Below are 13,856 nucleotides of genomic sequence, written 5' to 3'. Positions count from 1 at the left end.
GGGAAAGAGCGAAATTAGCTTCGCTCTATAGCGAATCAGCTTCGCTGGAGTAAGTTCATTCCTTTAAACGCCTTGGCTGAGCCTATTACGGTAATCATCCGAAGCATGCACTCTAGCGAGTGTAAAAAAAAAAGCCGTGAATCGTCTGGATAGACAGACGATTCACGGCTTTCGAGTATTTATTTCGTTTGATTCAGCAGCTTGTCAGCGACAACCGCCGCCATTTCCCGGGTTACCGGTGCTTTCGGACTGAAATATCCACCCGAACCGGTCATGATCCCTTGCGAGCTTACCGCTTGCACGGCTTCAAGCGCGGAAGGCGAGATGCTTGCCTGATCTTTATAGGCAACTGCATCAGATCCTCCTGCCAATTTGAACGCTCTGGCAATCATAATAGCCATCTCTTGGCGGGTAATCGCCTGATCCGGCTTGAATTCCGTAGCCGAGATGCCTTGAATAATGCCTAATTCTTGCGCCTTCATTACACTGCCGTAGTACCAGCTTGACGGCTTAACATCTTTGAAAATTTGCTTGGCTTCGGCAGCTGGCGTTTCGTTAAGCAGATTAACAATTAACTTGGCAAATTCTGCTCGCGTCATGGACTGCTTAGGAGCAAAACGAAGCTCGGTATCGCTAACTCCGACCATCACTTTGGATTCAAACACACGATGAACAGCTTCCAGCGCCCATGACGAGATCAGGCTTTCATCTGTAAATGTTGGACGCGGCGTGTTCAGCTTACTGCGGTCAATAACGGCAAATTTGGTGAAGTGAGTCACTTTGCCGGTAATGAGTCCTGTTTTCAAATCCAGCACGGAAGGGATAGGAATCCACTCGCCGGTGCGCTCGTTCAGCCAGCAGATTACCAGGTCATCAGGGTTCGCTGTTTGAACGGGAACTTTGAATTGGACGTATACAGCTTTGCCGAATACGGTATCCTTCGGCGTGAATTCAAAGACTGATGTAGCAAGCCCCGGGCGCTGTTCCTTTAATTCCTGAATGGAAATCGTAAGCGGTCCGGTTGTTGCGCCTGCTGGAACGACAAGCTTAGCTTCTCCAAAGCTATCGGAGATGACGGTTTCCTTGTCGGTTGACGTAGTTTTGCTAACTGAGACCAGCCCAGCCTGCAATGCCTTCAACAGTTCTTCGACTTGCTGCTTGCTCATCGCGTTGTTGCGGTTCAAAACTTCTGTCGTACGAATCGTTTGTCCGATCGGCAGCGTATTATCCGCTTTAATGGCCAATTGGCCGAAAGCTTGCTCCAATTCTTTGCTAATAGCCGATGTTGTATCCGGCGGCATGCCAGCGTTAAGATCCTGACCAAGGTCTACGGTATAGTTCCAGGTCACCCGGTCTTTGTCTTTCAGTGTATAGATGCCGGCGCTGACTTCCGGATAAATGCCGTTAACGGCGAACATCCAGCCGCTTTTTGGTCCCCGGTCAAATTCGGTGAGCCCATCGATGGCGGAGACGTAGATGGACGGGCCTGAGCCTGAATAGACCACTTTCGATCCTAGTTCACGATGGAGTACGGAAAATGCAGTATCGCCATCAGCAAGCTCGATCGTTTTGTTGTTGACGATCGTACCCTTTTGAGTGTCGCCAACGACAGAAAGTGTAACGGTGCGAGTGACTGGCTCCACATTCGCGGATTGTATTGTAACCGGACGGGTGTCGCGGACGACCGCCGGTCCTTTGTTTTCACGCAGATGAGTAATAACCGCTTCATATGAACCGGCGGCCGGGATCCCCCCGGTAAAGCTTGCCACGCCGTTATTGTCGATGACGGCCGACACACCAGCTATCGTTACCGTGGCACCTGCCGCTGGTGTTATGAGCTCTGCGTTATTATCCCAGTCCCATGTCCACTTATTGACGGAGACGGTGAAATCTTCACCTGCCTTCGGTTGTGTCGGAGACAGTGTAACGGATTGTACGAGCTGCGTATCCATTTCTCCATAATAAATCAGCAACTGGTCGTTTTTGTTCAGCTTGAAGCCCGCCATACTGACTGACGGTATCACCCATTGATTGTCACGCTTGACGACAAACATCCAGCCGTCAAAACCGCCGTACAAACCCTGTGCAATGCCTTTGATGCTGGTTACGTATGTGCCGCTGTTATCAAATCCGACTTCAATGTCATTTATGTCTGCTACTTGGAATAGTGCATCCATTGCAGTAACGCCATGTGCAGCACCTTGGTATATTTGTGCATCCGGGCCTTGAATAATGGTATTGACTGTTACACCAAATTCGACCCCTGGAAGCTCGGTCTGGGTATAATCGTAAAGTCTTCCGTTGTTTTCTGTATAGAGCTGGTAGGCGACCAATGCCTGCAGTGCTTGCTCAGTGGAAAATGCATTGCTGGAGCCATCTGTCAGCTTATGGCTATAGCCGCCGTCCGCTTTGCGGAAGGAGAGCAGCCGGTCAACCAAGCTGACATTATTTTTCGTATAGTCGGCATCAGTCGGATCGAAGCCAGCTGCTGTAAGCGCAATGATGGCTTGGGCAACGCTTTCGCTGCTGTCATCATAGCCGCCATGCGGCTGCTGCTGCGCGGAAAGCCATTGTACAGCCAGCTCCCCAGCTGTTTTGGCCGGCTCTTGATCCATATATGGAGCCAGAGCGATAAGCGCCATCGCGGTCATATCCGGTGTGCTGGTTGTTCCATCATACCCGTAGCCGCCGTCTTGATTTTTGTACTCAATAATTTTGTCGACTAGACTGTCGCGGCTCCACTTTGCGTCTTCCGGAATCGTATATCCGCCGGAATCAAGCGCAATGAGACCATAGATAGGACCGTTTACGCCTTGAGCCGTAATATTGTTGAAGTTATGGATCTTCTCAATCAGATTATGTGATGCGAAGTTCGTCGCATCGTAGCCGAGGGCTGTAATGGCAAGAGAGAGCCGCTCATAATCGGTAACGTTGGAAAAATTGCCGTTTGCTTGGGTAATGCGTTCGATTAGCTTATTGTAGTAACTCTCGGGTACTTTATAGCCGGCTCTTGCGAGTCCTGCCGCTTCCCAGTCCGAGGTGACATCTTTGTTCAAAATCTGTCTCGCGGCGCTTTCAATAGCAGCATCTACTGATCCGCTGCTCGGCTTTGATACTTTGCCCTTGCGTAGGCATAGATAATAAATAACAGGCTGTTTATTGCCATCTTGGGCAATGACCCGGACGAGCCGTGGCTCTGAATCGCTTAGCGTAAGCACTTTGCTGACTGGAGCATTGGCCGTGCCTCGGGTATTATTTACGTAAATATTTGCGGCATCGCCGTTAGCTGTAATTTTAATGCTCTCCGCATCGACGATAATGTCATCGTAAACATACTGTCCTGGTGTCAAATGCCAGACCTGCGGCAAAGCGCCAGGCGAGGTGCTTGTGAGAGACAGTGTTTTTAGATCCTTAGTCACGCCCGTTATACTTTCAGCGGGCTTAGCGATGGTGAGTCCGCTAACTTCGGTACTGACCTCACCGAACATGCCGCCGTCGATTTGAACGGCTGTATATACTTTTACATAATCGATAGATTCTAGATTAGCTGGTTTTCCGTCTTCGTCCACAGCCCAGGCGATATCGATGGGGTCGCCATTTGGGGCGGTTGCTCCATAGGGGTTTCCGAGAACATCATAAGGTCCAGAATTATTCGGATGGCTGTCGGCATAACCGAAAGCATTATTTCTAACGTTGATATTAACGCCAGAATAACTGTAGCCTGTGTTGGTAAAATCGGCAGGCCTTAATGGATAATTATTTGGGATGGGATAATAGGGCCTTAAATAGGCAGTGGTCTTGATCTCACCGGTATTTCCTTGATTATCCGTCCAAGGAATATTGATGCCGTTGGTTATGGCAAAATCGGGGTCCGGGTTTGTATAGTTGACCTTATAGTCCCATATCGCTGCATCCTCGTAATGCTCGGAGCCGGCGATGTTATACCATTTTCCGGGTTTTCCTGTACCGTCATCTTGGGCTACGGCAATTGCGCCAGGTTCAAAAAAGCCGGTTAAAGCATTTCCGTATACGTTAAAGTCAACACCGTAAGGGTGGAGAGGGCTATCGACAATTGGTTCGTCCATTTTGAAAATTACATAGCCGCCAAATGCGCCGAGAGGCATAATTTTGCTCAAATTATTGTTCCATTCCGCATTTGGATCGCTCATTAAGTAGGTGTTGGAGAACTGTCCTGGCGCTGGAATGTATTCGTAAATTGTGAACGGTCCTAGATTCGGATTGGTCCCGGAAGCTGCATACGCTTTATGCCCTGTAAAAGGGGCAATGCTGAACATGGATAGAAAGACGAACAAGGATAATGCCAAAGCCGTCCATTTTCGTAAAAGATAAGATTTCACTAGTGTTGTCGCATCCTTTCATATATATAGAATAAAAAAACAAAAAAGCCGCCTCCAAGCAGGGGCGGTTTACCAACAAAGAACAGCAGCCGCCGACGCAACGCAAGCGTCTATCGCAAGCCGCGTTTCTCTTTTCTCACCTCCCGAAGAAAAATAGAAACATCAGAAAAAGGCAGGTCTCCTGGCTCATGAGTCATCGCTTCCCTTGGCCTTCCCGATAGCCTTAGCTGTCAGTGGCTCCCTTCAAGGGCTGCTCGTCAATTACAGTGGCGGGACCGCGCCGGATTTGCACCGGCTTCCCTTTTAAGCATCCGATCGGAAATTTTGGATCGAAAGCACCATTTTCTGTGCAATATGAAATAATCAGATATGATCATACTCTTTCCGTCAATCTTTGTCTATGAATCTGTTGATAATGTCTCTTATTCCGCTAATACGTAAAAAAACACCTAGTCCGTTTAGAAGCGCACCTCGTCCTGTAAGCGGTTGCATTCTATGATGGAAAGGAAAGGCATTTATTCCATTCCATTGAGGAGGATCCGATTGATGCGGAGGTCTACTGCAAGGTGGTTATCCTGCATGCTTGCAATGCTGCTTTTATTGACAAGCATGCCTATTTACGGGGCGGCGGCGGAAGCGCCGGAAGCGGGTACGGAAGGGCAGCAGCTGACGGTGGAGGCCGATGATACGGCGCTTGCTGCAAGTCTGGCGTCTGGGGCAAGCTATGTCCGGTTGAAAAACAGATGGCAAAACAATTATTTGTACGAGGATTCGAATGGAATCGTACGCTATGGCTTTACAAACATAACGAATGAAAGCTCGCATTGGCAGGTGGAGGATTATAACGGCAATAAACGGCTTAAAAACCGTGAGACCGGTCACTATCTGACGATGGCGGAGGTATCCAAACGAAGGGATGCAGTGACGAGCCGAGAGATCACCGCGAGCGCGGCTACGGATCAATGGTCTTTCCACGAGTCGAACCGTCCGGGCTTTATCGTCATCAAGAGCGCCTCTGCACCTTCGGCATCGAATCTAGTGCTGCACGTCGAGGATCAGCTCGGTTTTGCAGAGGTCAGCAGTGACATTAACATTACGTTTGAAAGTCCGCAGTGGAAGCTGGAGCCCGTGTCGGAGCTTCTGCCGATACGCATCGGCAATCAGTACCGGGATGGACAATATTTGTACGAGGATAGGACGGATGGTTCAATTAAATATGGTCCGCTAAGCGCTGCCGATCCATCCTCGCACTGGTATCTGGAAACGACAACGGATGGAAGCGGTGGTGAAAAGGTCCGTTTCCGCAATCGGGATACGGGTCATTATGTGGTGCAGGGCACAGACCTCGAAGCGGTTCTGCTCGCATCGTCGGATGGAAGCTCTGCCAATAGCGAATGGAATAAGCTAAGCGCAGGCAATAACTTTTACAATTTCACTAGCGCCAATCCGGCTAATCCAGCTGCCTATATCCTGCATGCTGAAGCTGGCGGCGGAAAAATACTTTCCAATACAGGCGTACAATTAGGCTGGGGAAGCGCACAATGGAAAATCGAATTGGCTCATGATATAGTGCCAGTTCGAATTGTTAATTTCACTACAGAAAAAATAGGCACTTCTTATTGGTATGAAGATCAAGGGCAATTGAAATTCGGACCATTGGGTCAAGCCAACGTCCAAAATAAATCGTATCAATGGCTGGTGGAGGACAATAACGGAGCGAAACAATTCCGTAACGCGGGAACAGGCAACTATGTGGCCTTGCCAGTTGCAGAAGAAGGCGCCGGATTGAAAGTAGCAGAATCTGCTCCAGAGACACCGACTGAAGGCTGGATCATCACGGATTCTACAATCTATGATGATTATAAAAGCTTCCGGAGCGTAACAGAATCGACCTATTATGCTCATAAAGCGGATGATTCCGATCTGGTACTGGGAGGTGTGACCGATCCAGAAACGGATGCAGCGCAATGGCTGCTCGAGGATTTAAACGTAAGCACTGACGGAACGCTGCAATATGTTCGGATTTCAAGCGTGTGGCAAAATATGTTCCTCTACGAAGATGATGCTGGTCGTTTGAAATACGGTAATCCGAAGGCAGACGATCAAAGCTCACACTGGCTAATTGAGAAGTTTAACGGCCGGAAGCGAATTCAGAACCGAGAGACAGGGCATTACATCAATCTCGATCCAAACGGCGGCGGGATTAAGGTTACTGAAGTGGAGGATGAGAACAACGGGGCAATCTGGGTGATCAAAGATCTGGGTGGTCCGAAACTGATTAATAGCGTGCTGGATAAAAACAATATCGAAGGCCAGCAAAAATTTATTAATCTGCAAGGTTTGACGAAATACGCGGAGTATAGCGTCATTAACCCTGCTTGGTCGAGTCCAAGATGGACATTCGTGCCGGTATCGGATGCGATGCCTTCCTACATTCGTCTGAAGAGTAAGGATAGCGGCCAATATCTGTATGAAGTCACGGAGCCTGGGGCTGACCTCGGTAAAGTGAAAAACGGCAATGTCGGCGTGGAGAATAAGGCTTCTGTCTGGTTTGTGGAAGGTACGGATGCAGCGGATCAGTTCCGTCTGAAAAATCTTTCAACTGGCCAGTACATTACGATGGAGGATATCGGAGCCGGTGAGGATGCACCGGATAAGCAAGTGAATACGTACAAGGATATTTGCTTATGTTGGGGAAGTGCGAAGTGGAAGCTGCAAACATCGGATTCAGAGGGCTTTATCAATATCGTAAGCGCCTGGGACCGTCACATCCTCTATACGGCAGGCGATTATACGAAGATTAGCCGGTTAGTAGCTTCGCAAGATGCAGCGAAATTTGCTATCGAAGCTGTGACGGTTGAGCAGCCGCTGCCTGAAGAGGCGATTCGAATCAAAAATTCGGCAAATGGCCAGTATTTGTACGAGAACAAGGGCGGCATCATTATGTATGGTGCAATTCAGCCGTCCAATGGTTATTCGCACTGGTTCATTCAAGACGTTAACGGCCGCAAGCAGATCGTGAACAGGGTGACCGGCCATGTGCTGACGACACAGCATGATTATACGTATATTACAGCGGAAGAGCCGGCTGCGGATTCTGCTGCGCAAAGCTGGAGCATTGAGAACGCTCCTGCGCAAGGCAGTTACTTGGTGCGCAGTCTCAATGGCAGCTATAACGATGAATATTTGAATGTGCAAAACAGTGCAGGCTATGTTGAACGTGGTCTCTATCCGGATTCTTTCGGATCTCTGCAATGGAAGCTGGAGCAAGCACCGGAGCAGTTTGAAACGCCGGAGATGGGCGAGGCGCGTAATGATGTAACCTCGACGCCAATCTTTAGCGACACGCACTATATCAATATCGTATCCAAGGTAACAGGTGAATTGCTTGTTGAGCAGAACGGAACGGTTTCGACGCAAGCTGTGAACGGCAGCAGCAGTGCCGCGCAATGGCTGCTGCAGGAATATAATGGCCGCAAGCTGCTGCAGAACCGTCAATCCGGCCGTTACTTGAGCGCTGAACTGACGACATCTGCGCTAGAGGCTGGCAACAATCTTATTCAATGGACGCTGAACGAGAGAGGCGGCTATGTAACGGCAAGCAGTGCTGCTGACGGCAGCGGTGTGCTTACCGATTCCGCATCCGGCACGTCCTATGGCGTTCCGGCAACAGCCGACGCCTCCTTATGGAAGCTGAACCCGATTGCGGCTGACGTGATCTATGAAGCGGAGGAAGCATTCATTGCAGGCGGCGTTGCAGTGAAGACGACGACTGCAGGATTCTCTGGTGAAGGCTATGCGGATGGATTTACGGCGGTTGGCGGTAAAATTGCATTCACCGTCAATGCGCAAGCTGCTGGAAATTATGAAACGGCAGTTCGCTATAACAATGCTTCAGCAGAAGCAAAACGTTTCAACGTCTATGTGAACGGTCTTCCATCAGGACATGTCGAGCTTCCGGCTGCTCAAGGCTGGTCAACGGCGGAACTCGACCTTGCTCTGCGCTCGGGCATCAACACGGTGTCTCTGCAGGTAGATGGGGCAGGCGATGGCGGAGCTGCTATTGATTATCTGATCGTGAAGAACAGCGTAGGCAAAGCCTTCCGTGGAGCAACACTTCCATACATCACATATGAGGCGGAGCATGGAAAAACGAACGGCACGCTAATTGAACCTTCAAGATTGTATAAGGAAGTAGCTTCGGAAGCTTCGGGACGTCAAGCGGTTACGCTGGCGAATACCGGAGAATATGTTGAATTTGAAACGGCCGAGGCCGCTAATGCACTGACGCTGCGCTTCTCTATGCCTGACAGCAGCGACGGAACAGGCATTAACGCATCATTGGGCCTTTATGTGAACGGCGAGCTTCGCGAGCGCCTATCGCTTACCTCGAAGCATGCTTGGGAATATGGCAGCTATCCTTGGTCAAATGATCCATCGCAGGGCAGTCCGCACCGCTTCTTCGATGAAGCGCATGTGCTGATCGGCGATGTGCCTGCAGGCTCGGTCATTCGTCTGCAAAAGGATGCGGCAGATACAGCCGACTACTATACAATCGACTTGATTGATTTGGAGCAGGTTGCTGATGCATTTGCTCAGCCGGCCAATTTCTTATCAGTGACTGATTTTGGTGCAGTTGCTGGAGACGGTAATGATGACACTGCGGCTCTGCTTGCAGCGATCACTGCGGCGAAAGCACAAGGCAAAGGCGTATGGTTCCCGCAAGGCATCTTCCATTTCACAGGCGACAATATTACGCTGGATCAAATTACGATTCGCGGATCGGGCATGTGGCATACGACGCTTATCGGCGCTCGTTTTATCGGCCAAGGCACGAATATTCAAGTCTATGATTTACTCATTGACGGCGAATTGAATATACGTGACGACGAAGCTTCCACGCACGCGTTTGAGGGAGCGTTCGGCAAAGGCTCGGTCATTCAGAACGTTTGGGTCGAGCATTCCAAGACGGGACTCTGGCTGACAAAGGTGAAAAACCGTGCAGCAGGCGGCGATGTTTATTTTGACGAAATTACAGACGGCCTTCATATGGTCGGGCTGCGTCTGCGCAATCTGATGGCCGACGGCATCAACTTCTGCGTCGGTACACAGGACAGCATGATGGAGCAGTCGGATATCCGTTATCCGGGCGATGACGGCATTGCGATGTGGTCCTTCCTTGTTCCAAGTATCAATAACACGGCTAGGTTCAATACCGTGTCGCTTCCATGGCTGGCCGATAATATCGTTGTATTCGGCGGACACGGCAATAAGATTCAAGACAATGTAACAAGTGATACGATTACAAACGGAGCAGGCATTGCAGTTTCCACTCGTTTTAACCCGGTACCGTTTACGGGCACAACGATTGTGGAGCGCAATACGCTCATCCGCAACGGCAGCTACGATACAGGCTATCAAGTTAATCTGGGTGCGATCTGGATTTTTGCCGGCGAGAAGGATCTGGACGGCGAAGTCATCGTGCGCAACAATACGGCGCTCGACAGCACCTATTCCGGCCTGGTCGTACACGGCGACTTCCGTGTGGATAAAGTGAAGCTGATCGACAACGTTCTGGACGGAATGGGAACGAGCGGCGTCGAAGTAACGAAAAACGTCAAAGGATCCATTGAAGTCGATAATGTTATCGTGCGCGGAGAGCGGATCTCTCCAGTTACGAATAGTGCTGAAGGTTTTGCTTTCAAAGAAATAAATGAAGGGTTTGCTTCAATCCTGAAGCCTTTCCATATCGACTTTGGTGGCAGCAGCGGCAAGCTCACATTAAAAGCAGGAGCTTCTAGGGCGCTTGTTGTCCTGAAGGCGAATGGCGATAATGTGACACCGCAAGCGGCAATTGCGGCAGGCAACAGCTCGATCGCTTCAGTCAGCGGCGGCAATATCATTACCGGCGTTACGACCGGAACGACGACGATCGCTATAACCGTAGACGGTACAACCCGCACATACACGCTCAGCGTAATTCCTGCTGACGGGAACGGCGGCAATGGCAGCGGTCCGGGAACTGGCAGCGGCGGCGGAAGCGTGCCAGTCGACAACAATGCTGACACCTCGGCTAACGACAGTAAGCTGAAAAATGCATTGAAAGACAATCCGTCCACAGTCAGCTTCACGGCTGGAGCGAACGGCGTATCCTTCTCGGTTCAAGCTCTGCTTGAAGCAGAGAAATCGAATCCTAATGCGATTATCGTTGTAGAGAACGGAGGGGCAGCCTACCGGTTTCCTCTGTCTCAAGTGGATAAGGCGTTGAAGGAAGCTGGCATTACGGCTACGGCGAATGCGGTATGGACATTTGCCGTTAATCAACTAACCGAAGCTGCGTTAAGCGAGCTGCGCAAGCATGCCGCTGAAGCAGGGCTGGAGTTGAAAGGCTCGCCTGTCGATTTCAGCATCACGGTGAAAGCCGGCGACCGTACCGTACAGGTAACAAGCTTTGGCGGGATCTATGTTGCGAGAACAATCATCGTGGACGGGAAGCTGGACAGCAGCAAAACGACCGCACTCGTCTATGATTCGTCTACCGGTCAATTCCGTTATGTGCCTGCTTTGTTCGAGAGCATAAGCGGAGATAAAACGCTTGTTACGATTAAAAGTGTCAGCAACAGCATCTATGTCATTGCTTCTTATTCCAAGACTTATGCCGATATTGCAGGTCATTGGGCGAAGGCAGATATTGAGCTGTTGTCAGCTAAACGAATTTTGAACGGTGCTTCAGAGGATCGTTTCGAGCCGAATAAAGCGGTAACGCGCGCTGAATTCGCAGCCATGCTCGTTCGTTCGCTTGGTCTGCCCCAGCAGGCAGGCGATGCAGTATCTGCACCGGGCTTTAAGGATGTGAAGGGGAGCGAATGGTTTGCCCCTGCTGTAGCGTCTGCCGTGAAATACGGCTTACTTAAAGGCTACGATGACGGTACTTTCAAGCCGAACCGCACGATTTCACGCGAGGAAATGGCCGTTATGGCCGCTAATGCGCTGAAGCTGTTCGGTCAGGCTCAGAGTCAAGGCGCAGGTGAAAGCTCGGCTGCAGCCGGAACATTTACGGATGCCAATACGATATCCGCATGGGCTGCGGAATCGGTGAAGCTTGCGGTGAGCGGCGGCATTATGAATGGAATCAAGGAGGACGTATTCTCGCCGAAAGAGAATTCGACCCGCGCTCAAGCTGCTGTCATCTTGAAGCGGCTGCTTCAATCCTTGGAATTGCTGAATAAATAAACTGTGAATGAAGAGGCTGCCCCGTTAATCATCTGCAAAGGTGATAGCGGGGCAGCTTTTATTATAGGCGGAACCTTTGCGGAATGCCGGAAGTAAATATATGGACTGGTTAATAGATTGGAGTGATTCTTTTGTTTTATTTTCAGAGAATGTGGCAATACTAGTTTAATAGATTACGTGATTAGGGAACAGAAAAGGGAGGATAATGATGAAATCAAAGACAATTGTAATCGTCATGCTGCTGGCTTTAGCAGTCTGGGGATTATCGGCTTGCGAAGGGAAAGAAACGACGGCCCCAATCGACGAGAATAGCAACCGCGGCGAAAGCCAGCCGGAGTTCACGGTTTTAGCAGAAAAGCTGAAGGTGCCTTGGGCGCTGGATTTTGACAAAAATACGGCATACATCACCGAACGTGGCGGTACGATCGTGAAGCTGGAGGGCAAGAAGCTGACCCGGGAAACGGTAGAGCTTAAGAAGCCTCTGTTTGCGGAAGGGGAAGGCGGGTTGCTCGGCTTTGCACTGGCTGCTGATTTTCCGAAAAGCAAACGCGCTTATGCATACCACACGTATAAGGAGAACGACGCGGTAGTCAATCGGGTTGTCGTATTGGAACACACAGACAAAGGCTGGGTAGAGGTGCAGTCGCTGCTGGAGGGCATTCCCGGCTATTTCAATCATAACGGCGGCAGAATCGCACTTGGTCCCGATGGCAAGCTGTATGTGACGACAGGCGATTCGGATCAGCCGAAGCTGGCGCAAGACCTGAACAGTTTTGCTGGAAAAATATTGCGTTTGAACGTAGACGGGTCTGTTCCGAAGGATAATCCGTTCCCGGATTCCTACGTCTATTCGTATGGACACCGGAATCCGCAAGGCATCGCATGGAACAAAGCTGGAGAGATGTATAGCACGGAGCACGGACCCTCTGGCGATCCGGGCGGGCACGACGAGGTTAACCGGATCATCGCGGGCGGCAATTACGGCTGGCCGGATATTATTGGCGACGCTGAGAAGGAAGGCATGATCGTTCCGCTCTATCATTCAGGCGATAAGGCGATTGCTCCGTCCGGAGCGGCTTTCGACGATAATGGCAAGCTGCTGTTCGCTGCGCTGCGCGGAGAAGGCTTGTACCGGTTTGATCCGCAAACGAATGGCGTGGTTCAGGTGCTTTCTGGTCAAGGACGTATACGGGATGTAAAGGTTAAAGACGGCCAAGTCTACCTGATAACGAACAATACGGACGGCCGCGGTACGCCGTCGGAGACAGATGATCGGCTCCTGCTGCTTCACGGATATAAGGATTGACAAGAAACCTTTTGGTTTCCTATAATGGTTAATGATAAAAGGAAACCAAATGGTTTCGCAATAATCTTTCGGAGGGAAGCAAGGCAGCGCTTCTGTGCTTCATGCTCCGGAAGGGAAGACATCATGAGGAGGAAAATCGCAAATGAGTGAAGCAGCTAATCAATTGCCGGACATTCGGCAAACGCTTGTATTAAAGGCATCCATTGAGAAAGTGTGGAAGGCTGTCGCGACGGCTGAAGGAATCGCGGCTTGGTTTATGCCGCCGGTCAATTTCGAAGCGGTTATCGGCCATGAATTCCAGCTTGAAGCCGGTCCGTTCGGCAAATCGCCGTGCAAGGTAACAGAGCTGGAGCCGCCGAACCTGCTCTCGTTCAACTGGGGCAAGGACTGGACGCTTTCCTTCCAATTGAAGGAGACAGGTGAGAAGGAAACGGAGTTCACGCTCGTACACAGCGGCTGGACGACGGATTCCGTAACCGAATTCGGAGAGGCGCATACGCTTGTCCGGGAGAGAATGTCCGGCGGCTGGAGCAAGCTGGTGCTGGCGCTCCAGAATTATGTCGAGGCTTAATAATCAAGCTGGAGCAGCCGAACCGACACAGGACGTATTCCAGGCAATTGCCGATCCGACGCGCCGCAGTCTGCTGAAGCTGCTTGTCGATCAGGAGCTTCCGGTGAATGTGATCAGCGGGCATTATCCGATGAGCCGCACGGCGGTGTCGAAGCATCTGCGCATTTTAGCGGATGCGGGGCTCGTGAAGGAGCGGAAGGTCGGCCGGGAAACCCGGTACCGGCTGGATGCGGAGCCGCTGCGCGAGCTAAAGCGCTGGCTCGCTTATTATGAGCGCTTCTGGGAGAACAAGCTGGGGGCGCTGAAACGGCTTGTGGAAGAGGATGAGGAAAGCGGCGAAGGTTAGACCTCAATGTCGCAACCAAGCATGGACTCCGGCCTCCGCCTC

General features: G+C 50.7%; 5 protein-coding genes and 1 riboswitch. Of the genes, 4 read left to right on the top strand and 1 reads right to left on the bottom strand.

The genetic code is table 11. The features are described from left to right. Nucleotides 1-179: 179 nt before the first annotated feature. Nucleotides 180-4,358, bottom strand: coding sequence for an S-layer homology domain-containing protein (locus TY10_RS28995; protein WP_052350619.1), 4,179 nt, complete (start codon nucleotides 4,356-4,358; stop codon nucleotides 180-182). Between the two features lie 154 nt (nucleotides 4,359-4,512). Then, nucleotides 4,513-4,716: riboswitch (cobalamin riboswitch) on the bottom strand. Between the two features lie 221 nt (nucleotides 4,717-4,937). Here TY10_RS28995 and TY10_RS17705 point away from each other — a divergent pair. The 4 genes from TY10_RS17705 to TY10_RS17690 all read left to right on the top strand — a co-directional run bounded on the left by TY10_RS17705 (nucleotide 4,938) and on the right by TY10_RS17690 (nucleotide 13,814). Further along, a complete protein-coding gene (locus tag TY10_RS17705; protein WP_042166274.1) occupies nucleotides 4,938-11,591 on the top strand; it encodes an S-layer homology domain-containing protein in 6,654 nt (2,217 codons plus the stop codon). 208 nt (nucleotides 11,592-11,799) lie between these two features. After that, a complete protein-coding gene (locus TY10_RS17700; protein WP_042166272.1) occupies nucleotides 11,800-12,897 on the top strand; it encodes a PQQ-dependent sugar dehydrogenase in 1,098 nt (365 codons plus the stop codon). A gap of 142 nt (nucleotides 12,898-13,039) precedes the next feature. Continuing rightward, nucleotides 13,040-13,468, top strand: coding sequence for an SRPBCC family protein (locus tag TY10_RS17695; protein WP_042166270.1), 429 nt, complete (start codon nucleotides 13,040-13,042; stop codon nucleotides 13,466-13,468). Beyond that, nucleotides 13,455-13,814, top strand: a complete 360-nt coding sequence (locus TY10_RS17690; protein ID WP_042166268.1) for an ArsR/SmtB family transcription factor — start codon at nucleotides 13,455-13,457, stop codon at nucleotides 13,812-13,814. The genes TY10_RS17695 and TY10_RS17690 overlap by 14 nt, the downstream gene beginning before the upstream one ends. Nucleotides 13,815-13,856: the final 42 nt, after the last annotated feature.

Source organism: Paenibacillus gorillae, from assembly GCF_000513275.1.
Lineage (GTDB): Bacteria > Bacillota > Bacilli > Paenibacillales > Paenibacillaceae > Pristimantibacillus > Pristimantibacillus gorillae.
Note: the sequence above shows the minus strand (reverse complement) of the source record. Positions and strands in the feature narration are given on the sequence as shown.

Excerpts from the sequence above, each read along its gene's own strand:
- TY10_RS17705 (WP_042166274.1), top strand. The coding sequence starts at position 4,938 with ATGCTTGCAATGCTGCTTTTATTGACAAGCATGCCTATTTACGGGGCG.
- TY10_RS17700 (WP_042166272.1), top strand. The coding sequence starts at position 11,800 with ATGAAATCAAAGACAATTGTAATCGTCATGCTGCTGGCTTTAGCAGTC.
- TY10_RS17695 (WP_042166270.1), top strand. The coding sequence starts at position 13,040 with ATGAGTGAAGCAGCTAATCAATTGCCGGACATTCGGCAAACGCTTGTA.
- TY10_RS17690 (WP_042166268.1), top strand. The coding sequence starts at position 13,455 with ATGTCGAGGCTTAATAATCAAGCTGGAGCAGCCGAACCGACACAGGAC.